The following is a 20,459-nucleotide window of genomic DNA, read 5'->3' as shown; positions in this document are numbered from 1 at the left end:
CGGCGCGGGTATTTCAGCGTATGAAACGGGTTTTACTGGATCTGCCCGTGGCAATGCTTGAACTTCTTGCCCGAACCGCAGTAGCAAAGTTCGTTACGGCCCAGCTTCTGTTCATTGCGTACCGGTGCGGTGGCGAGGGCAACATCGACCTCTTCACCCCGCAGTTCCGGTTGCTCGAGACCCGGTGCTTCGTCGTGCTGAAACTGCATGCGCGCAGCCAGTGCTTCGGCTTCCTGACGCAGGCGTTGCTCTTCTTCGATCGGATCTTCGCGGCGTACCTGTACGTGGGACAGCACACGGATCGAATCGCGCTTGATCGAATCCAGCAGCTCGGAGAACAGCGTGAACGACTCGCGCTTGTACTCTTGCTTCGGGTTCTTCTGCGCATAACCACGCAAGTGGATGCCGTGACGCAGGTGATCCATGGTCGACAGGTGGTCTTTCCACAGGTCGTCGAGTACACGCAGAACGATTTGCTTCTCGAAGGTGCGCAGCGCTTCGGCGCTCGCCTGCTCTTCTTTCTCGTTGTAGGCGGCCAGCAGCTCGGCCATCAGCTTATCGCGCAGGGTTTCTTCGTACAGGTGGTCGTCTTCGTCGAGCCATTTCTGGATCGGCAGCGCCACACCGAAGTCGCTCTGCAACGCCGCTTCCAGACCAGCCACGTCCCACTGCTCAGGCAGCGATTGCGGAGGAATGTGAGCGCTGACCGTTGCGTTGAGCACGTCCTGACGGAAGTCGGCGATGGTTTCACCGATGTTGTCGGCGGCCAACAAACTGTTACGCATGTGATAGATCACTTTACGTTGTTCGTTGTTGACGTCGTCGAACTCAAGCAGTTGCTTGCGAATGTCGAAGTTACGGCCTTCAACCTTGCGCTGAGCCTTCTCGATGGCGTTGGTCACCATGCGGTGCTCGATCGCTTCGCCAGGCTGCATGCCCAGGGCCTTCATGAAGTTCTTCACTCGATCAGAGGCGAAGATGCGCATCAGGCTGTCTTCCAGCGACAGGTAGAAACGGCTGGAACCGGCGTCACCCTGACGACCGGCACGACCACGCAGCTGGTTGTCGATACGACGCGATTCGTGACGCTCGGAAGCAATCACCTGTAAACCGCCCGATTCGAGCACTTGCTGGTGACGTTTCTGCCAGTCGGCCTTGATCTGGGCAATCTGCTCAGGAGTCGGGTCTTCCAGGGTTGCAACTTCCACTTCCCAGTTGCCGCCCAACAGGATGTCAGTACCACGACCGGCCATGTTGGTGGCGATGGTCAGTGCGCCTGGACGACCGGCCTGAGCAATGATCTCGGCTTCTTTTTCGTGGAACTTGGCGTTCAGAACCTTGTGTTCGATGCCTTCTTTCACAAGCAGGCCAGACATGTGTTCGGACGTTTCAATGGTTGCAGTACCCACCAGCACCGGACGGCCCTGGGTCATGCATTCCTTGATGTCGTTGATGATCGCCGCGTATTTCTCTTCGGCGGTCAGGAACACCAGGTCGTTGTAGTCTTTACGCGCCAGCGGTTTGTTCGGCGGGATAACCATCACCGACAGACCGTAGATCTGGTGGAATTCGAACGCTTCGGTGTCGGCCGTACCGGTCATGCCGGACAGTTTGTTGTACAGACGGAAGTAGTTCTGGAAGGTGGTCGAGGCCAGGGTCTGGCTTTCGGCCTGGATGTTCAGGTTTTCCTTGGCTTCGATGGCCTGGTGCAGGCCTTCGGACAGACGACGACCCGGCATGGTACGACCGGTGTGTTCGTCGACCAGAACGACCTGACCGTCCTGCACGATGTATTCGATGTTGCGATTGAACAGTTTATGAGCACGCAGACCGGCATAAACGTGGGTCAGCAGACCGAGGTTGTGCGCCGAGTACAGGCTCTCGCCTTCAGCCAGCAGGCCAACGCGGGTCAGCATGTCTTCGATGAACTGGTGACCGGCTTCGTTGAGTTCGACCTGACGGGTCTTCTCGTCGACGGTGTAGTGGCCGGCCTTGGTGACTTCGCCTTCAACTTCTTCGATGTGCAACTCGAGCTGCGGGATCAGTTTGTTGATCTCGATGTACAGCTTGGAGCTGTCCTCGGCCTGACCGGAAATGATCAGCGGGGTACGGGCTTCGTCGATGAGGATGGAGTCGACTTCGTCGATCACGGCAAAGTTGAGTTCGCGCTGGAATTTTTCTTCCATGCTGAACGCCATGTTGTCGCGCAGGTAGTCAAAACCGAATTCGTTGTTGGTGCCGTAGGTAATGTCGGCAGCGTAAGCCAGACGTTTCTCTTCCGGCGGCTGGAACGGGGTGACAACACCGACCGACATTCCGAGGAATTCGTAGAGCGGACGCATCCAGTTGGCGTCACGACGGGCCAGGTAGTCGTTCACCGTCACAACGTGCACACCCTTGCCGGACAGCGCGTTGAGGTAAACGCCCAGTGTTGCCACCAGGGTCTTGCCTTCACCGGTACGCATTTCCGCGATCTGGCCTTCATGCAAGGTCATGCCGCCGATCAGTTGGACGTCGAAGTGGCGCATACCCATGACGCGCTTACCGGCTTCGCGGGCGACCGCAAAGGCTTCTGGCAGCAGTTTGTCGAGGGTTTCCCCTTTGGCGATGCGGGCCTTGAACTCATCTGTCTTGGCACGCAATTGATCGTCCGAAAGGGCTACCATTTGCTCTTCGAAGGCATTGACGAGTTGCACCGTCTTGAGCATGCGTTTGACTTCACGCTCGTTCTTGCTTCCAAAAAGTTTCTTTAACAAAGGCGCAAACATATCGGCAGGATCTTCCACACTAAAGGGATGGAGGGCGGCCCCGTGAGTCGCCCGTGCAGCCCTCATGGCCGCATGCGAACGAGCATTCTACCCGGAAACGATGGTGAGGAAAGTGGCGTTATTCCACGATGCTGGCACAGCGCTGTGACGGGGCTCTCTTAAAATAAGGGCTTTTTGCTCAACTTCAAGCCATTCACGGCAGAAGTTACTTGTTGATTTAATGGGCAAAGCGCTCGCAAAGCAATGGGTCGGGTGCACCCGGTGCTTTCTGCTACCATGGCGGCTCTGTTACTTCAGGTGTCTGATCATGGCATTTCGCCCTCTTACGGCCAGAGCACCCGCCGTTCTGCTTCGCGAAGCCAAACCACTGAAAGCCATCTTCGGCCACGCTCAACGCCTGGGTCATTTACAACGCCTGGTGGAAAGCCAATTGCAGCCTGCCGCCCGCGAGCATTGCCATGTGGCATCGTGGCGCGAAGGCAGCTTATTGCTGATCGTCACCGACGGTCATTGGGCCACCCGCTTGCGTTACCAGCAAAAACGTCTGCAACGCCAGTTGCAGATGTTTGATGAGTTCGCCAGTTTGACGCGGATTTTGTTCAAGGTTCAACCACCCACGGTTCAGCAAGGCGCGGCGGGGCATACCATTAGTCTGTCGACCGATGCGGGCGCGACCATTCAGGCCACGGCCGACGGGATCAGCGATCCGAATCTGCGGGCGGCGCTGGAACGCCTTGCGGCGCACGCCAAACCCAAAACCTGACTCCTTCTTTACCGATCGTTCCCACGCTCTGCGTGGGAACGATCAATGAATCAGCGGCGTTTGCTGCCGCCGAGCAATGAGCCCATCAACCCGCGTACCAACTGTCGGCCCAATTGATTGGCCGCCTGTCGCATCGCCGATTTCAGTGCCTGCCCCGCCGCGGTGCCGAGGAGTTCCCCGGCCTTGTCGGTGAAGCTTGGCTCTTCGGCTGCCGATTTGCCCGGAACAGCGTCAGGCTCTGGCGCCAACCCTTTGCGTCCCATCAACACTTCATAAGCCGATTCGCGATCAACGGGTTTGTCATAGCGCCCCTTGAACGGCGAACCGGCAATCAGCACGGTGCGCTCGGTTTCGGTCAACGGCCCGATCCGCGATTGCGGCGGTGCGACCAAAACACGCTGGACCATCCCCGGCGTGCCCTTGTCCTGCAAGGTGCCGACCAGCGCCTCGCCAATCCCAAGCTCGGTCAACACCGACAAGGCATCGAACGCCGGGTTCGGCCGGAAGCCCTCGGCCACCGCCCGCAGGGATTTCTGCTCCTTGGCGGTGAACGCGCGCAACCCATGCTGGATACGCAGGCCCAACTGAGCCAGCACATCATCCGGCAAGTCGCCCGGCGATTGGGTGACGAAATACACGCCCACGCCTTTCGAGCGAATCAGCCGCACCACTTGCTCCAGACGCTCCTGCAACGCCTTGGGCGTATCGGCAAACAATAAATGTGCTTCGTCGAAAAACAGCGCCAGCAGCGGTTTTTCCGCATCGCCGCGCTCCGGCAGTTGCTCGAACAGTTCGGCCAGCAGCCACAGCAGGAACGTCGCGTAGACCTTCGGCGCTTCGTGAACCAGACGGCTGGCATCGAGCAAGTGAATGCGCCCGCGGCCATCAGCGGTCGGCTGCAGAATGTCTTCGAGTTGCAGCGCCGGCTCACCGAACAGTGCTTCGGCGCCTTGCTGCTCCAGGGTCGCCAGGCGTCGCAAAAGCGCCTGACTGGAACCGGTGGTCATCAGCGCGGCGTCATCACCCAGCAATTCGGGGTGGTCACGCAGGTGATTGAGCAGCGCCTTCAGGTCCTTCAAATCCAGCAACAGCAACCCTTCGCGGTCCGCAACCTTGAACGCGGCATACAGCGCCGACTGCTGACTGTCGGTCAACTCCAACAAGGCGCCAATCAATAACGGCCCCATTTCGCTCAAGGTTGTGCGCAATGGATGACCGGATTGACCGTGAATGTCCCACAGCGTTACCGGATACGCCTGAGGTTTGTGGTTCAGCCAGGGCATCCCGGCGATCCGCTCGGCGACCTTGCCTTGAGGGTCGCCGGCAGCACCCAGACCGCACAGGTCACCTTTGATATCTGCCGCAAACACCGCCACGCCGGCATCGCTGAAGGCTTCGGCGAGGCGCTGCAACGTGACGGTTTTACCGGTCCCGGTGGCACCAGCGACCAGCCCGTGGCGGTTTGCCAGGCGCATGGCCTGGGCGATGGGCTGGCCGGAAAGGTCGGCGCCGATAACGAGTTGCGATGAGTCAGGCATTTGGTCACCCATGGTTAATCTTTGATCCTGCACGGCCGATACAAAGACCGAGACTACACAGAAATCAGCGTCGGTAATTCCCTAAGGAAAGGATGGAAATATCAGCTTGTTTTCAACACTGCCCATTTAGCGTGCCTTTATAAAAGCACGTTCAGGACATTAAGACCTTAGCGGAACCCCAAGCCATGAACAAAAATCTGCGCTTCAGCCATAAAATTTTGCTTGCCGCCGCCCTCATCGTCGTCGCCGCCTTCGCCTCGTTCACTCTGTACAACGACTATTTACAGCGCAACGCGATTCGCCAGGACCTGGACAACTACCTCAATGAGATGGGCGATGTCACCGCCAGCAACATCCAGACCTGGTTGGTCGGCCGTATTCTGCTGATCGACAACCTTGCCCAGAACATCGCCATCAACCCGGAACCGGCCACCATCGCCAGTCTGCTTGAGCAGAAAGCCCTGACGTCGACCTTCATGGCGTCCTACCTGGGTGATGCCAGTGGCAGCTTCACAATTCGTCCCGACGCCAAAATGCCAGCCGGCTTCGATCCACGAGTGCGCCCATGGTACAAAGGCGCCGAAAGCAGCAGCACCGCCACCCTGACCGAACCCTACATTGATGCGGCCACCGGCCAGACCATCATTTCCATCGCCACCGCCTCGAAAAAAGCCGGGCAAAGCGTTGGCGTCGTGGGCGGCGACCTGAGCCTGCAAACCCTGATCGACACCCTCAGCGCCCGTGACTTCGACGGCATGGGCTATGCCTTTCTGGTCAGCGCCGACGGCAAGATTCTTGTGCACCCGGACAAAGCCCTGGTGATGAAGTCCCTGAGCGAGGCGTACCCGAAAAATACTCCGCGCATCAGCAGCGACTTCAGTGAAGTGGACGTCGATGGCAAGACCCGTATCGTCACCTTCTCCCCGATCAAAGGCCTGCCGTCGGTCAACTGGTACATCGGTCTGTCGGTGGACAAAGACAAAGCCTTCTCGATGCTCAGCGAATTCCGCGCCTCGGCGGTCGTTGCGACAGTGATTGCCGTGGCGATCATCATCGCGTTGTTGGGCATGCTGATCCGCATTCTGATCCAACCGTTGCACGTCATGACCCGCGCCATGGCAGACATCGCTGACGGTGAAGGCGACCTGACCAAACGCCTGACCATCCAGAACAACGACGAATTCGGCATCCTCGGCACCGCGTTCAACCGCTTCGTGGAGCGTATTCACGGATCGATCCGTGAAGTGTCCTCGGCCACCGGGCAAGTCAACGAAGTGGCATTGCGCGTGGTAGCCGCCTCGAACTCATCGATGATCAACTCCGACCATCAGGCTTCGCGTACCAGTAGCGTCGCCGCGGCGATCAATCAGCTCGGGGCCGCCGCCCAGGAAATCGCCCGGAACGCTGCTCAGGCGTCGAGTCAAGCCAGTGACGCCCGCAGCCTGGCCGAAGATGGCCAGCAAGTGGTGGATCGCAGCATTGTCGCGATGAATCAGCTGTCGAGCATGCTCAGCGCCTCGAGTACCAACATCGAATCGCTGAACAGCAAAACCGTGAACATCGGACAGATTCTCGAAGTGATCACCAGCATCTCCCAGCAAACCAACCTGCTGGCGCTCAACGCAGCCATCGAAGCGGCCCGTGCCGGTGAAGCCGGTCGCGGTTTTGCGGTGGTTGCAGACGAGGTTCGCAACCTGGCGCACCGCACTCAGGAATCGGCGCAACAGGTGCAGACCATGATCGAGGAACTGCAAGTCGGCGCCCGTGAATCCGTCAGCACCATGAGCGAGAGCCAGCGTCACAGCCAGGACAGCGTGGAAATCGCCAACCTGGCCGGCGAACGTTTGAACAGCGTGACCTTGCGCATCGGTGAAATCGACGGCATGAACCAGTCGGTGGCGACCGCGACCGAAGAACAGCATGCGGTGGTTGAGTCGATCAACGTCGACATTACCGAGATCAATACGCTGAATCAGGAAGGTGTGGAAAACCTGCAATCGACGTTGCGGGCGTGTTCGGATCTTGAGCAACAGGCGGCGCGCCTTAAACAGTTAGTAGGCAGTTTCCGTATCTAGCGCCTGATAAGGCCCCATCGCGAGCGAGCTTGCTCGCGATAGCGGCCGCTCAAACACCGCAAAACCTCACTGAGCCCCGCAACAAAACCCCAACCGAACATCTATCCTTCATAAAGGTCAACCAAGGGAGAACAACGGACGGGAGGAATGTTCATCGTGCATATCGCTGACATAACCATGTTCTACGCCCCTGCCAGCGGTGGCGTGCGCACTTATCTGGATGCAAAACACCGTCGCCTGGGTATCAAGCCAGGCATTCGCCATAGCCTGTTGATTCCTGGGTCGACCTTAAGTGAGCAGGATGGCGTTTACACCGTACCAGCTCCCGCCCTGCCCTTCGGCAAGGGTTATCGCTTCCCCCTCCGTCTCGCGCCCTGGCGCAATGTCCTGCAGGTTTTGCAGCCAGACCTGATCGAGGTCGGCGACCCTTACCTCACGGCTTGGGCGGCTCTGGACGCACGGCGGCAACTTGATGTGCCCGTGATTGGCTTTTATCACTCGGACCTGCCACTGCTGGTCAGCAATCGCATGGGCAACTGGGTCACAACCAACGTCGAAGCGTATGTCAGCAAGCTCTATGGCAACTTCGACCGGGTTCTGGCGCCGAGCCAGGTCATGGCCGACAAACTGATCGGTCTGGGGGTGAAGAACGTTTTCGTCCAACCCTTGGGCGTCGACCTGCAAACCTTCAATCCCAATGCACGAGACCCCGGCCTGCGGGCCGAATTGGGCATCGATGAAAACACTCACCTGCTGATCTTTGCGGGGCGCGGTTCCAAGGAAAAAAACCTGCCGGTGCTGCTCGACTGTATGAAACACCTGGGGCGGCGCTATCACTTGTTGCTGGTGGGTTCGTCGATGCCCGCCGTGGTGCCGGACAATGTCACCGTCGTCGATGAGTTTTGCCCGGCGACACAAGTCGCACGACTGATGGCCAGCGCCGACGCACTGCTGCATGCCGGCGACCAGGAAACCTTCGGGCTGGTGATCCTCGAAGCCATGGCCAGTGGCATCCCGGTGGTGGCCGTGGCGGCCGGGGCTTTTCAAGAAATCGTTACCGATCAATGCGGCCTGCTCTGTGCGCCGAACAATCCATTGGCGATGGCCAACGCCGTACGTGAACTGTTCAGTTCGGGCAGCGCTGTGTTGGGCAAACAGGCCCGAAGCCATGTCGAGCAGCACTATGCCTGGGACACGGTGGTCAACAGCTTGTTGGGCCACTATCACGCCGTGCTCGGCAGCCACTGGCCGCAGGCAGCCAATGGTTGAGCCCATGAACGCGCACAGCCTGCTACTGGTGTTGCACGACGTCGCCCCGCAAACCTGGGCCGATTACCAACCCTTTGTCGACGCCGTCGACGCCTTGGGCGAGGTCCCGATGACCTGGCTGGTGGTCCCGGACTTTCACAAGCACAACGACCTGGACGCCCACCCGGGATTTCGCCGTTTGCTCACCAGCCGTATTGCCCGGGGCGACGAACTGGCGTTGCACGGCTATTTTCATTGCGATGAAGCGCCCGCTCCCCACACTCCCAGAGACTGGTTCATGCGCCGGATTTACACCCGCGAAGGCGAGTTTTACAACTTGTCTCAGGACGCCGCCCTCGCCCGCCTGCGCGCCGGCATCGAGGTGTTTCACCGTTACAACTGGCCGCTGGAGGGCTTCGTCGCTCCGGCCTGGCTGATGAGCGAAGGCACCCGCCAAGCCTTGCGCCAGTTACCTCTGAGCTACACCAGCGACCCGCAACATCTCTATCGTCTGCCGGATTTCACCGCGATTGATGCACCGGGACTGGTCTGGAGCGCACGCAGTGCCTGGCGCCGGGGCTTGTCGAAACTGCTCAGCAATCAGCGCGAACAGCGCTGGCGGCAAGCGCCGGTGATTCGTCTGGGCCTGCACCCGGTCGATATGCGCCATGAGTTTTCGCGCACTTACTGGCTGCAAACCCTCAAGCGCTTGCTCGACGAGGGGCGCGTGCCGATGACCAAAGTCCGCTGGCTAGCGCTGCAAAGCGACTCTATCGGTCGCGCCGCATGAACCGGGGGATTTTGCTATTCGTCGCGCTGCTCGCTGCGGTGCTGATTCCGTTGCTGCTGGGCGGTAACGAAACATGGTCGCGGCTGCAAAGCTTTCCGCTGAAAGGGTTAGTGATCATGTTCGGCATGATCTTGCTGTGCTGGGTGGTGAACACCCTGCGTTTGCGTCTGTTGCTGGGCGATCAGCGCGACAAGGTCGGCCGGATAAAAAGCCTCGGGGTGGTGATGGCCGCCGAGTTTGCCTACTGCGCCACACCGGGCGGGAGTGGCGGCCCGTTGACCATCATGGCGCTACTGGCGCGCAACGGCGTGCGACCGGCACGGGGCAGCGCAGTGTTTGCCATGGATCAGCTGAGTGATCTGCTGTTTTTCCTCTGCGCCTTGATCGCGATTCTGATTTATGCGCTGTTCCAGCACCTGAGCGAACGCATGGAGTGGCTGCTGATCGTCAGCGCCATTTCGATGTTCGGCGGGTTGCTCAGTTGTGTGGTGGTCGCCCGTTATCATCGATTACTGATTCGTCTGAGCGGTCGGTTGCTCGCTCGCCTCAATGTCAAAAGCACCACGCGTGTGCGCTGGGCGCGAAAACTCCTGCACTTCCTGGCGGCGTTTACCGACACGCTGAAGTTGCCCTTTCAGACACTGATTACGGTATTTGCACTGACCTGCGTGCATTGGCTGTTGCGCTATAGCGTGCTGTATCTGGCATTGCGCGGCCTGGGGGCGGATTTGCAGTGGGCCTGGAGTTTTCTGATCCAGATGCTTTCGCTGAGTGCGGGGCAGTTCAGCCTGCTGCCGGGCGGTGCCGGTGCGGCGGAATTGACCTCGGCGGCGCTGCTGGCGCCGATGGTGGGGAAATCTACCGCAGCGGCGGCGATTCTGATTTGGCGGGCGGTCACTTATTACTTCTATCTGGTGGTCGGTGGGCCGGTGTTTTTGTTGATGCTTGGGCGGCCGTTGCTGAAGAAGTTGATGAAGTTCAAGCAGGCTTAGGCTGGCTGTCGGGCTCTTGCTGCAACTGCTCCCACAATTCGGCGGCGCCGGGAAACTCGGTGCCGTCTTCGGGGCTCATGTCAGCCGGGTCATAGCGACTCAAACATCCCTCGCCCAACGTGGCAGGTGCCTTGGAAGTGGCTTTGTCCAGCGGATCGGCCATGGTCATGTTCTCGCTCTACATAGCGTGACGCAGAGCGTCACAGGATGCATCCCCACGCGGAGCGTGGGAACGATCATTGTCGTGGTTAGAACACAACGGTTTTGTTGCCGTGTACCAGCACCCGATCTTCCAGGTGATAACGCAGACCACGGGCCAATACCATCTTCTCCACGTCGCGACCGAAACGCACCATGTCTTCGATGCTGTCGCTGTGACTGACGCGCACCACGTCCTGCTCGATGATCGGACCGGCGTCCAGTTCTTCGGTCACGTAGTGGCATGTAGCGCCGATCAACTTCACGCCGCGCAAGGAGGCTTGGTGATAGGGCTTGGCACCGACGAACGATGGCAAGAAGCTGTGGTGAATGTTGATCACCTTGTGGGCATATTCGCTGCACAACTCGGGTGGCAGAATTTGCATGTAACGGGCAAGTACGACCACTTCGGCACTGTGCTGTTTAACCAGGCGCGAGACTTCGGCAAAGGCCGGCTCTTTGTCCTGCGGATTGACCGGTACGTGATAGTAAGGAATACCGTGCCACTCGACCATGCTGCGCAAGTCGTCATGGTTGGAAATCACGCAAGAAATTTCGCAATCCAGTTCATCGCTGTGCCAGCGATGCAGCAAGTCAGCGAGGCAGTGAGACTCGCGGCTGGCCATCAGGACCACGCGCTTTTTCTGCTCAGTATCGGTGATGCGCCAGTTCATCGAGAACTCTTCAGCAATCGGTGCAAACGCTTCGCGCAATGCTTCGATACCGAAAGGCAGCGAGTCGGCACGAATTTCGTGACGCATGAAGAACCAGCCACTGAGATTGTCCGAGTGATGGCTCGCTTCAGTGATCCAGCCGTTATGTGACGCCAGAAAGTTACTGACTTTAGCAACGATGCCGACGCGGTCCGGGCAAGCAATCACCAGCCGAAAAGTGCGCATGAGGGTCAAACTCCAGAACTTCGCAAAGGCCGCCATTCTAGCGATTGCGCAGCAAAACTGCAGTACTCATGACATCCCGCCTTGCAGGGAGGCCGGCGGCACAGGTTCTGCACCGCACCCGATACCCGCGCGATGGAGATCTTTTAGCCATCTTCAAGCACGCAATTGTGAATATTCGTGATGAAGGCATGACACTATTTAACTACACCTGCGATTTGCGCCCTATTCATCACAACTAAATTAAATAAACGCCGGTTAAATGTTTACTTGATGAAACACCCTGACTATTATTGCCGCACTGTCACCTGCCATCCAGCGCCCAACATAAGGTAGTCCTCATGTCCTTGATCAACGAATATCGTGCCACCGAAGAAGCTATCAAAGAGCTGCAAGCCCGTTTGAAGAACCTGTCCCAAGACGACAAACTGCAAACCGAGCTGGAATTCGAAGGCAAACTGCGCACCCTGATGGGCGAATACTCCAAGTCCCTGCGCGACATCATCGCGCTGTTGGACCCAGAGTCTAAAACCAAGGCTCCACGCGGCGGCGCAGTAAAAACTACTGGCACCAAGCGTGCTCGCAAAGTTAAACAATACAAAAACCCGCACAACGGCGAAGTCATCGAAACCAAAGGTGGCAACCACAAAACTCTGAAAGAGTGGAAAGCCAAGTGGGGCGGTGACGTGGTTGAAGGCTGGGCTACTCTGCTGGGCTAAACCGCAGAGTTTGTCAAAGTCTTATCCGTGACAAAAAATAACGCCAGCAGCTGCTGGCGTTTTTTTATGCCCGCAATTCAGGTCACGGGTATTTTCGTTTTCAAAGATTTAAACGTTTGCGTAACCCCTGAACATAATCCTGCCACTCATCCAGCACCTCTCGCTGAAACGACGTAGCAGTACTCGCCAATTGGTTTGCTGCATCCGCAAAAGTTTCCAGCGTATTTGGCGCCCCCTTCTCCGGATCTGACAAACGTTGCTGACAGAATACTCGCCAGTGCGCTTGCTCTTCAAAACTCAACGTATCGGGGAAGTTGCGTGCGCGATATCGAAACAATAATTCAGGCAAACGTTCATCATCGAAAGGCCATCGCTGTTGCGCTAATTGCGCAGGGTCGGCCGCTCTGACTTGTTCACATAGACGCCGGTCTCGATCCCCGATAAAACCATCGTATAACTGTTGCTCAGGGTCCTGGCTTGGGGAGAAATCTTCGTTTGCATAAATGGCCTGGACTTTATCTCGCCAAACTTGCTGTGCGTCACTTAGCCGCAGCGCGCGCGCCTGATAAAGCGCCATATCCAGACCCAGCCGTTGCTGGTCTTCAGGGCGAAGTACCGACAGCGGTGCCACCACCGGGCACTTGTTGATGTGTATGAGCTTGAGCGGCACCGGCAATTGGCCTTCGGCCAAGTCATCGCGACGGGTATACAACCGTTGCCGCAAGATTTCAGCATCCAGATCGAGCAGCCCCTGAGGGTCCAGGTGAAGGTCACAGACAATCAAAGCGTTCTTGTTACGCGGGTGCCAGGCCAGTGGCAGCACTACACCGACATAACTTCGGGCCGCGGAAAAGCGCCCGGAGATATGCACCATCGGCTGCAATAGCCGAATCTGATCCATCACCTTTTGTTTACCGCGCAACTGAAACAGCCAGTCATATAGTTTCGGCTGCTTTTCGCGAATCAACCGCGCCAGCGCGATGGTAGCGCGGACATCCGACAGCGCCTCGTGAGCATTGCCGTGATCAATGCTATTGGCGGCGGTAAGACGTTCGAGCTTGAGCGTTACTCGCCCTTCCTCGTCCGTCGGCCAGACAATGCCATCGGGACGCAACGCATACGCCGCACGCACCACATCGATCAGGTCCCAGCGACTGTTACCGCCCTGCCACTCGCGCGCATACGGGTCGAAAAAGTTTCGGTACAGGCTGTAACGGGTCATCTCGTCGTCGAAACGCAAGGTGTTGTAACCGGCACCACAAGTACCCGGCGTAGCGAGTTGCGCGTGTACTCGGGTCATGAAATCGGCTTCGCTCAAACCCTGTTCGGCCAGGCGGCGGGGCGTTATGCCAGTGATCGCGCAGGCCGCAGGATGAGGCAGGATGTCGTCACTGGGCTGGCAGTAGAGGTTGACCGGCTGATCTATTTCATTGAGATCGAAGTCAGTGCGAATCCCGGCCATTTGCAGCGGGCGGTCGCAACGGGGGTTGATGCCAGTGGTTTCATAGTCGTACCAGAAGATTGAGGTCACGGGCTATTCCTGAACTGAAGATCGACGAAGTCTAGGCGTTCACGTCCCGCCCCGGCCAGTAGTCTTGTCATTCAATCACCTCACGCTACTCACCGTGCAATACATAGTTATGTCGTTTTCCCCCGAGAGGCTGCTAGCATCGCACGGACAAAGAATCCCGATCAGGCCACATCATCAGGTAGCCCATGCTCGAGACCACAGCACTGCCAAGGAAAGCGACGCTGTCCCCGCCACTGGATACGCGGTATCAGGTCGAAACGCCGGAAGGCATCGACCTGCCACTGCGCCCCGCCGGGTTGATGGTTCGTGCGCTGGCGTTCTCCATCGACCTCGCACTACGCGGGTTGATCCTCGGCTTGCTGTTTTTTGTCCTGGCGTTCCTCGGCAAACTCGGGGCCGGGCTCGGTTCGATCCTGCTGTTTGTGGTGAGCTGGTGGTACATGGTGCTGTTCGAGGTGCTCAATCAGGGCCGCTCGCCGGGCAAGCAGTGGATGGGCCTGCGGGTAGTGCTGGACGATGGCACGCCGATCGGCTGGTCTGCTTCGCTGCTGCGCAACCTGCTGCGATTTGTCGACCTGTTGCCGTTCGGCTATTTCCTCGGCGCCATCAGTTGCCTGCAACACCCCAACTTCAAACGCCTCGGCGACCTGGCTGCCGGTACGCTGGTGATCTACCGCGAACAGCCACTCATCCGCCCCCAACTGCCCGACGCCGAGCCCCGACGCCCGGCCTTCAGCCTGACGCTGACCGAACAACGCGCCATCCTCGGGTTTGCAGAACGCCAGGGTGAACTCTCCGAGGCTCGGGTCATTGAACTCGCATCAATCCTTGCCCAACCGTTGCAGGTTTCAACGCCACGCGCGGTGGCCGAACTCAACGGCATCGCCCGCGGCTTGTTGGGCCCCGCATGAAGCAAAGCCTTTTCGAAAGTCGCCACAAGGCCGAATGGGAGCAATTTGCCCTCATGCTTGAACGGTTGGAACAGGGCAAGCACGCGTCGCAGGTCGGGCGTTTTCCCAGTGATTATCGGCGTCTGTGCCAACACCTCGCTCTGGCCCGGGAACGCGGCTACAGCAGTTTTCTGATCGACTCATTGCAGCAGCAGGTTCTGCGCGGCCATCAACAGCTTTATCGACATCGCAGCCGACTGGGTGCCAGCGCGCTGGGTTTCATTGTTGCGGACTTCCCGCGACTGGTTCGCGAGCAGTGGCGCTTTGTGCTCGCTGCCAGCCTGATGTTTTTTGGCAGCCTGATCGGCTTCGCGCTGCTGGTGTATCTGTTCCCGGACCTGGTCTACAACCTGATCCCGGCCGAACAGGTCAGCGCGATGCAGAGCATGTACGACCCCGACGCCGGTCACCTGGGACGTACGGCGGAACGGGCGGCCAGTGAAGACTGGGTGATGTTTGGTTACTACATCATGCACAACATCGGCATTGCCTTTCAGACCTTCGCCAGCGGTTTGCTGTTTGGCCTGGGCAGCGCGTTTTTCCTGTTCTACAACGGTTTGATAATCGGCGCAGTGGCCGGGCACCTGACCCACATTGGCTTTGGGCAAACCTTCTGGTCATTTGTGATCGGCCACGGCGCCTTCGAACTGAGCGCCATCGCGTTCGCGGGGGCTGCCGGCCTGCAACTCGGCTGGGCGCTGATTGCACCGGGACGTCTGCCGCGCGCCGAATCCTTGCGATTGGCGGCGCGCAAAAGCGTGCTGCTGATATGTGGGGTCATGTTGTTTCTGCTGATTGCTGCGTTTATCGAAGCCTATTGGTCCTCAATGACGGGGCCTGCGCCAATGACCAAATACCTGGTCGGTGCGGCCCTCTGGTTATTGGTGGCGATTTACCTGCTGTTTGCCGGACGGACCCGCCATGCGCCTGAGTGACGCCAGTGTGGTGATTCGCCCGCGCCAGACCTGGGAAGCCATGGACCTCGGGGTTCTGCTGAGCCAGCGGCACCGACGCCTGCTGATGACCAGTTGGGCCATCGTGACGCTACCTGTGTTCACCCTGCTCAGCGTCTTACTGTGGGATTCGCCGTCCCTCGCGGTGTTCATCTTCTGGTGGTTGAAACCGGCGTTCGACCGCCTGCCGCTGTACATCCTGTCCAAGGCCATGTTTGGCGAAACGCCCACCTTGAAACAGGCGCTGCAGCAATGGCCGCGGCAGCTAAAACCACAACTGCTGGCCAGCCTGACCTGGCGACGCTTGAGCCTGAGTCGCAGTTTCCTGTTGCCGGTGGTGCAACTTGAAGGCCTCGGTGGGCGGGCGCGACAACAGCGTTTGCAGGTGCTGTTGCAGCGCAACGCCGGTGCCGCGCGGTGGCTGACGATCATCGGTGTGCATCTGGAATGCGCGTTGTGGATCGGTTTGATGGTCCTGTTCTATATGTTCTTGCCACAACAGGTCGAACTCGACTGGAGCTGGCAGACTTTGATTACCGCCGCGGCACAGGACTGGCGTTGGCTGGAACACCTGACCAATGCCTTTTACGCGCTGATACTGGTGGTTTGGGAACCGATCTACGTGGCCTGCGGTTTCAGCCTTTATCTGAACCGGCGCACAGTACTCGAAGCCTGGGATATCGAACTGGTGTTCCGCCGCATGCGCCAACGCTTGAGCAGCGCAGCTGTCACTCTGCTGCTGGCGGCGTTCCTGCTGATGCCGACCGCGCAAACCGCCTGGGCCGCCGAGTCGGTCATTGCACCAGAAACCCCGCGTCTGCTCGACCAGCCACTGACCAGTCAGGCGTCCCGGGACAGCATCAAGGCTATCCTCGATCAGCCTCCGTTCAAGAATAAAGAAGCCGTCATCCGCTATCGTTTTGGCGAGGAAAAACCGATCGCCGAAAACCCGGACGATGGCAAAACACCCGAATGGCTGAAAGCGCTGTTCGAGCAGTTTGACGGCCAACGCTTTGGCATATTGGCCACCCTGATAGAGGTGCTGCTGTGGGGTATGGTGATCGGTGCCGCGGGTTTACTGATTTGGCGTTACCGAGACGGGTTGCAGGCCTTCGTCAGTCGTCGACCGGCTCTGAAAAACAAGCTCGCGCGACCGTTACCGCAGCAGGCTTTCGGCCTGGACCTCAGCCGCGAAACCCTGCCTGCCGACATTGCCGCCAGTGCCGAAAGTCTCTGGCAATCCAACCCCCGCGAGGCGCTCGGGTTGCTCTATCGCGCCCTGCTCAGCCACTTGCTGCACGATTTCAACATTGCATTGAAAGCCGCCGACACCGAAGGCCAGGTTCTGGCGCGAGTCGAACAACTGCAACAACCCGCATTGCTGGCGTTCAGTAAAAACCTGACCGGACATTGGCAGAACATGGCCTATGGGCATCGCCTGCCACCGGCGCATTTGCAGCAGGAACTCTGTGACGGCTGGCGTGCCCTGTTCGGCCCGGGAGTCGCTCGTTGAACCGGCAAAGGTCGCTGGCGATCAGCGTGTTCATCGCCGTGCTGTTGGGTGCGCTGAGTGTTTATCTGTACGTCAAGGCGACGCCCTATCAGGCAGAAATCGATCACGGCCCCTCGCCTGAGGCCCACGCCAATCCCTACCTTGGTGCCGAGCACTTCCTGCGCAAGCAAGGGTTGACTGTCGGCCATGCCAACGGCCTCGACATTCTGCCGACTCTGGAGCCGCATCAGCACAGCCTGTTATTGCTCGGGGACCGCTACAACATGACTCCACGCCAGATTGATCAAGTGATGAACTGGACTCGGGCCGGCGGGCGCCTGTTGTTCGTCGCACAATCGTTGTGGGATGAAAAGACCGGCCAGAGTAATGACCTGTTGCTGGACCGGGTACAGCTGCACCAGTCGCTGAGCAAAGACCTCAAGGAGCCGCCGCCCGACATCGCCGACGACCCCTACCCCAAACTGACCAAGCTGTATCTGGAAAACGAAGACGCGCCGGCCTACGCCAGCTTCGATACCGCCTTCCATCTCGAAGACCCGAAAAACCTCGCCCAGGCCTGGACCAACAGCGGCAAGGCCACACACATGATGCAGCTGAACCACGGGCTGGGTTCGATCATCGTGGTCACCGACGCCGACCTCTGGAAAACTTCGGCCATCGACCAATACGACAACGCCTGGCTGCTCTGGTACCTGACCGCCGACACAAGCGTGACCCTGCTGTTCAACACCGACCACGACAGTCTGCTGACTTTGCTGTTGCGCTATTTCCCCCAGGCGTTGGTGGCCCTTGTCGCCCTGATCGGGTTTGCCTGCTGGCATGTCGGTGTGCGCAACGGCCCCTTGTTGGAACCGGCCCCGAGGGCCCGTCGGCAACTTCAGGAACACCTGCGTGCCAGCGCCGATTTCATGTTGCGTCGCAAGGGTCAAAGCAGCCTGCTGCACGCCTTGCAGCAAGACATCCTGCGACGCGTACGCCACCGTCACCCTGGTTTTGAACAACTCGGCGTTGCCGAACAATGGCTGGTGCTCGCACGCCTGACCGGCCAACCCACACGCGCCATCAGCCAGGCCATGAGCCCGCGGCCGAAGCAGCGGCTTTCCAGCGTTGAGTTCAGTCGTCTGGTCGCCCACCTGCAAACCTTGAGGAACGCCTTATGAGTGAACAGATCGAGCCCGGCGCAGCGAGCCACGCCGCCCAGCAGCGCCAACGCGCCAGCCAGTTGGCCCAGGCGGTAAGGACAGAATTACAAAAAGCCGTGATCGGCCAGAACACCGTGATCGACGACGTCCTCACCGCCCTGATCGCCGGCGGCCATGTGCTGCTCGAAGGCGTGCCGGGGCTGGGCAAGACGTTGCTGGTGCGAGCACTGGCGCGTTGTTTCGGTGGCGAATTCGCACGCATTCAGTTCACCCCGGACCTGATGCCCAGCGATGTCACCGGGCATGCGGTGTACGACTTGCAGACCGAGCAATTCAAACTGCGCAAAGGCCCGCTATTCACCAACCTGTTACTGGCCGACGAGATCAACCGCGCCCCGGCGAAAACCCAGGCCGCGCTGCTCGAAGCCATGCAGGAACGCCAGGTCACCCTCGAAGGGCGCGCCCTGCCGATCGTGCAACCGTTCATGGTGCTCGCCACGCAAAACCCCATCGAACAGGAAGGCACTTACCCCCTGCCGGAAGCCGAGCTCGACCGCTTCATGCTCAAGGTACGCATGGACTACCCCGACGCCGATCAGGAGTTGAACATGGTCCGCCAGGTCAGTCGTTCAACCCGTGCCGATATGCTCGACGTGCAACCGCTGCGCACCGTGTTGCAGGCCAAGGACGTGCTGGCCTTGCAGCGTATTGCCAGCGATCTGCCGCTGGACGATCAGGTGCTCGATTACGCCGTGCGCCTGGCCCGCACCACCCGCAGCTGGCCGGGGTTGACCCTCGGCGCCGGGCCTCGGGCCTCCATCGCTCTGGTGCGTTGCGCCCGCGCTCGCGCCTTGTTGCGCGGGGGCGACTTCGTGATTCCCGATGACATAAAAGGCTGCGCCCTGGCGGTACTGCGTCACCGGGTGCGCATCGCGCCGGAGCTGGATATCGAAGGGCTGGAAGTCGATCAGGTGCTCCGCCAACTGCTTGACCAAGTGCCGGCACCCCGCCTGTGAAACCTTCGCGCCTGTTGCTGATCTGGCTCGCATTGCTGCTGGCTATCGGCATCGTGCTGGGCGCGTTACGGGCATTGGAATTCGCGGTCCCATCGAGCCTTTTGTCGATCAACTGGGGACTGCTGCTGGCGCTGTTGGCGCTGGTAATACTCGACGCCATCCGCCTCAAGCGCCTGCCGTCGCCTCGTGTGCAACGGCAGATGCCCGGCAGCCTGGCGCTCGGCCGCTGGGGCGAAGTGCGACTGGAAATCGAGCATGACTTTCAGCAACCACTGAACATGCAGCTCTTCGATCACGTGCCGGACGGCTTGAGCTTCGAAAACCTTCCCCTTTCGGTTGAACTTCAGCCCGGCCAGCACAGCCACATCGGCTATCGCCTGCGCCCGCTTAAACGCGGCCACTTCAGCTTCGAATACTGCGAAATCAACCTGCCGAGCCCGTTGGGCCTGTGGTCCGGCAAACGCCAGCTGAACGTGACCGACAACACCCGCGTCTACCCCGACTTCGCCCGCCTCTACGGCGGCCAACTGCTGGCGGTGGACAACTGGCTCAGCCAACTCGGCGTGCGCCAACGCCAACGCCGTGGTCTGGGGCTGGAGTTTCATCAGCTACGGGAATTTCGCGAAGGCGACAGCCTGCGCCAGATCGACTGGAAAGCCACCGCCCGACAGCGCACGCCGATCGCCCGCGAGTATCAGGACGAGCGTGACCAACAGATTATTTTCATGCTCGATTGCGGCCGGCACATGCGCAGCCAGGACGATGAACTGTCGCACTTCGACCATGCGCTCAATGCCTGTCTGCTGCTGAGTTACGTTGGACTGCGCCAAGGCGATGCGGTGGGGCTGAGTACCTTTGCCGGCGATCAGGCTCGTTACCTTGCACCGATCAAGGGCTCCAGCCAACTTAACGTGTTGCTCAACAGCGTCTACGACCTCGACAGCACCCAACGTCCCGCCGATTATCAGGCTGCGGTGAATCAATTGCTGGCAAGACAGAAACGCAGGGCGCTTGTAGTCCTGATCACCAACCTGCGGGACGAAGACGATGAAGAACTCCTGACCGCCGTCAAACGCCTGAGCCAGCAACATCAGGTTATGGTGGTCAGCTTGCGCGAAGAAACCCTCGACCATCTACGCCATGCACCGGTGCAAACCCTGCCCGAAGCACTGGGCTACTGCGGCACTGTGGAGTACCTGAACGCCCGGGCCGAACTCCATGAGCGGTTGAGTGCTCATGGAGTTCCGGTGCTGGATGTGCGGCCCGGGGAGTTGGGCGCGGCGTTGGTGACGCGGTATTTAGGGTGGAAACGAGTGGGTGTGCTGTAGCGCCCATAGCCCCTAGCCCCTAGCCCCTAGCCCCTAGCC

17 protein-coding genes and 1 pseudogene are annotated in these 20,459 nt (G+C 59.2%); 13 read left to right on the top strand and 5 right to left on the bottom strand.

Annotated features, from left to right (window positions below):
- Positions 1-32: 32 nt before the first annotated feature.
- Positions 33-2,768: a preprotein translocase subunit SecA gene (gene secA, locus FQ185_RS09765; RefSeq protein ID WP_149417259.1), complete on the bottom strand. Its 2,736-nt coding sequence runs from the start codon at positions 2,766-2,768 to the stop codon at positions 33-35.
- Between the two features lie 307 nt (positions 2,769-3,075).
- Between secA and FQ185_RS09760 the strand changes: the two genes are divergently transcribed.
- Complete coding sequence (locus FQ185_RS09760; RefSeq protein WP_149417258.1) at positions 3,076-3,531, top strand: DUF721 domain-containing protein; 456 nt, start codon at positions 3,076-3,078, stop codon at positions 3,529-3,531.
- A 50-nt stretch (positions 3,532-3,581) separates the two neighbouring features.
- Here the strand turns inward: FQ185_RS09760 and FQ185_RS09755 are convergent, their stop codons facing one another.
- Complete coding sequence (locus FQ185_RS09755) at positions 3,582-5,069, bottom strand: helicase HerA-like domain-containing protein (protein ID WP_149417257.1); 1,488 nt, start codon at positions 5,067-5,069, stop codon at positions 3,582-3,584.
- A 185-nt stretch (positions 5,070-5,254) separates the two neighbouring features.
- Between FQ185_RS09755 and FQ185_RS31030 the strand changes: the two are divergent.
- The 5 genes and pseudogenes from FQ185_RS31030 to FQ185_RS09735 form a co-directional block, all read left to right on the top strand.
- Positions 5,255-6,286: pseudogene (locus FQ185_RS31030) on the top strand (cache domain-containing protein); the annotation flags it as partial.
- A 93-nt stretch (positions 6,287-6,379) separates the two neighbouring features.
- Complete coding sequence (locus FQ185_RS31025; RefSeq protein WP_371926607.1) at positions 6,380-7,144, top strand: methyl-accepting chemotaxis protein; 765 nt, start codon at positions 6,380-6,382, stop codon at positions 7,142-7,144.
- A 147-nt stretch (positions 7,145-7,291) separates the two neighbouring features.
- The gene (locus FQ185_RS09745) at positions 7,292-8,413 is read left to right on the top strand and encodes a glycosyltransferase family 1 protein (protein ID WP_149417255.1); all 1,122 of its coding nucleotides are present in this window, start codon (positions 7,292-7,294) and stop codon (positions 8,411-8,413) included.
- Complete coding sequence (locus tag FQ185_RS09740; RefSeq protein ID WP_149417254.1) at positions 8,406-9,182, top strand: DUF2334 domain-containing protein; 777 nt, start codon at positions 8,406-8,408, stop codon at positions 9,180-9,182. The genes FQ185_RS09745 and FQ185_RS09740 overlap by 8 nt, the downstream gene beginning before the upstream one ends.
- Positions 9,179-10,174 (top strand): lysylphosphatidylglycerol synthase transmembrane domain-containing protein, encoded by a 996-nt coding sequence (locus tag FQ185_RS09735; protein WP_149417253.1) that lies wholly within the window; start codon positions 9,179-9,181, stop codon positions 10,172-10,174. Before FQ185_RS09740 ends, FQ185_RS09735 begins: the two co-directional genes overlap by 4 nt.
- On the opposite strand, the gene FQ185_RS09730 is transcribed toward FQ185_RS09735, so the two are convergent.
- Together FQ185_RS09730 and purU are read right to left on the bottom strand one after the other, a co-directional pair.
- Positions 10,161-10,343, bottom strand: coding sequence for a hypothetical protein (locus FQ185_RS09730; protein WP_149417252.1), 183 nt, complete (start codon positions 10,341-10,343; stop codon positions 10,161-10,163). The genes FQ185_RS09735 and FQ185_RS09730 overlap by 14 nt on opposite strands.
- A gap of 79 nt (positions 10,344-10,422) precedes the next feature.
- Positions 10,423-11,271, bottom strand: coding sequence for a formyltetrahydrofolate deformylase (gene purU / locus FQ185_RS09725; RefSeq protein WP_149417251.1), 849 nt, complete (start codon positions 11,269-11,271; stop codon positions 10,423-10,425).
- Positions 11,272-11,609: 338 nt separating this feature from the next.
- On the opposite strand from purU, the gene mvaT reads away from it, so the two are divergent.
- Complete coding sequence (gene mvaT / locus FQ185_RS09715; RefSeq protein WP_007933316.1) at positions 11,610-11,987, top strand: histone-like nucleoid-structuring protein MvaT; 378 nt, start codon at positions 11,610-11,612, stop codon at positions 11,985-11,987.
- Positions 11,988-12,087: 100 nt separating this feature from the next.
- Here the strand turns inward: mvaT and sbcB are convergent, their stop codons facing one another.
- A complete protein-coding gene (gene sbcB / locus FQ185_RS09710) occupies positions 12,088-13,518 on the bottom strand; it encodes an exodeoxyribonuclease I (protein ID WP_149417249.1) in 1,431 nt (476 codons plus the stop codon).
- 185 nt (positions 13,519-13,703) lie between these two features.
- Between sbcB and FQ185_RS09705 the strand changes: the two genes are divergently transcribed.
- Genes FQ185_RS09705 through FQ185_RS09680 form a run of 6 tightly spaced genes read left to right on the top strand, consistent with a single transcriptional unit; the run spans position 13,704 to position 20,420 of the window.
- Complete coding sequence (locus FQ185_RS09705) at positions 13,704-14,429, top strand: RDD family protein (protein ID WP_149417248.1); 726 nt, start codon at positions 13,704-13,706, stop codon at positions 14,427-14,429.
- A complete protein-coding gene (locus FQ185_RS09700) occupies positions 14,426-15,403 on the top strand; it encodes a stage II sporulation protein M (RefSeq protein ID WP_149417247.1) in 978 nt (325 codons plus the stop codon). The genes FQ185_RS09705 and FQ185_RS09700 overlap by 4 nt, the downstream gene beginning before the upstream one ends.
- Positions 15,390-16,934, top strand: a complete 1,545-nt coding sequence (locus tag FQ185_RS09695; protein WP_149417246.1) for a DUF4129 domain-containing protein — start codon at positions 15,390-15,392, stop codon at positions 16,932-16,934. The genes FQ185_RS09700 and FQ185_RS09695 overlap by 14 nt, the downstream gene beginning before the upstream one ends.
- Positions 16,931-18,094: a DUF4350 domain-containing protein gene (locus FQ185_RS09690; RefSeq protein WP_149417245.1), complete on the top strand. Its 1,164-nt coding sequence runs from the start codon at positions 16,931-16,933 to the stop codon at positions 18,092-18,094. Before FQ185_RS09695 ends, FQ185_RS09690 begins: the two co-directional genes overlap by 4 nt.
- The gene (locus tag FQ185_RS09685) at positions 18,091-19,092 is read left to right on the top strand and encodes a MoxR family ATPase (RefSeq protein WP_149417244.1); all 1,002 of its coding nucleotides are present in this window, start codon (positions 18,091-18,093) and stop codon (positions 19,090-19,092) included. Before FQ185_RS09690 ends, FQ185_RS09685 begins: the two co-directional genes overlap by 4 nt.
- Positions 19,089-20,420, top strand: a complete 1,332-nt coding sequence (locus FQ185_RS09680; protein WP_149417243.1) for a DUF58 domain-containing protein — start codon at positions 19,089-19,091, stop codon at positions 20,418-20,420. The genes FQ185_RS09685 and FQ185_RS09680 overlap by 4 nt, the downstream gene beginning before the upstream one ends.
- Positions 20,421-20,459 lie beyond the last annotated feature (39 nt).

The organism is Pseudomonas sp. ANT_H12B, from assembly GCF_008369325.1.
GTDB lineage: Bacteria > Pseudomonadota > Gammaproteobacteria > Pseudomonadales > Pseudomonadaceae > Aquipseudomonas.
Note: the sequence above shows the minus strand (reverse complement) of the source record. Positions and strands in the feature narration are given on the sequence as shown.

What these genes read in the sequence shown, in the direction of transcription:
- purU (WP_149417251.1), bottom strand. Translation starts at nt 11,271, where the DNA reads ATGCGCACTTTTCGGCTGGTGATTGCTTGCCCGGACCGCGTCGGCATC.
- FQ185_RS09700 (WP_149417247.1), top strand. Translation starts at nt 14,426, where the DNA reads ATGAAGCAAAGCCTTTTCGAAAGTCGCCACAAGGCCGAATGGGAGCAA.
- FQ185_RS09685 (WP_149417244.1), top strand. Translation starts at nt 18,091, where the DNA reads ATGAGTGAACAGATCGAGCCCGGCGCAGCGAGCCACGCCGCCCAGCAG.
- FQ185_RS09755 (WP_149417257.1), bottom strand. Translation starts at nt 5,069, where the DNA reads ATGCCTGACTCATCGCAACTCGTTATCGGCGCCGACCTTTCCGGCCAG.
- FQ185_RS09760 (WP_149417258.1), top strand. Translation starts at nt 3,076, where the DNA reads ATGGCATTTCGCCCTCTTACGGCCAGAGCACCCGCCGTTCTGCTTCGC.
- FQ185_RS09740 (WP_149417254.1), top strand. Translation starts at nt 8,406, where the DNA reads ATGGTTGAGCCCATGAACGCGCACAGCCTGCTACTGGTGTTGCACGAC.
- FQ185_RS09705 (WP_149417248.1), top strand. Translation starts at nt 13,704, where the DNA reads ATGCTCGAGACCACAGCACTGCCAAGGAAAGCGACGCTGTCCCCGCCA.
- FQ185_RS31025 (WP_371926607.1), top strand. Translation starts at nt 6,380, where the DNA reads ATGATCAACTCCGACCATCAGGCTTCGCGTACCAGTAGCGTCGCCGCG.
- FQ185_RS09745 (WP_149417255.1), top strand. Translation starts at nt 7,292, where the DNA reads ATGTTCATCGTGCATATCGCTGACATAACCATGTTCTACGCCCCTGCC.
- secA (WP_149417259.1), bottom strand. Translation starts at nt 2,768, where the DNA reads ATGTTTGCGCCTTTGTTAAAGAAACTTTTTGGAAGCAAGAACGAGCGT.
- FQ185_RS09695 (WP_149417246.1), top strand. Translation starts at nt 15,390, where the DNA reads ATGCGCCTGAGTGACGCCAGTGTGGTGATTCGCCCGCGCCAGACCTGG.
- FQ185_RS09735 (WP_149417253.1), top strand. Translation starts at nt 9,179, where the DNA reads ATGAACCGGGGGATTTTGCTATTCGTCGCGCTGCTCGCTGCGGTGCTG.
- FQ185_RS09730 (WP_149417252.1), bottom strand. Translation starts at nt 10,343, where the DNA reads ATGACCATGGCCGATCCGCTGGACAAAGCCACTTCCAAGGCACCTGCC.
- mvaT (WP_007933316.1), top strand. Translation starts at nt 11,610, where the DNA reads ATGTCCTTGATCAACGAATATCGTGCCACCGAAGAAGCTATCAAAGAG.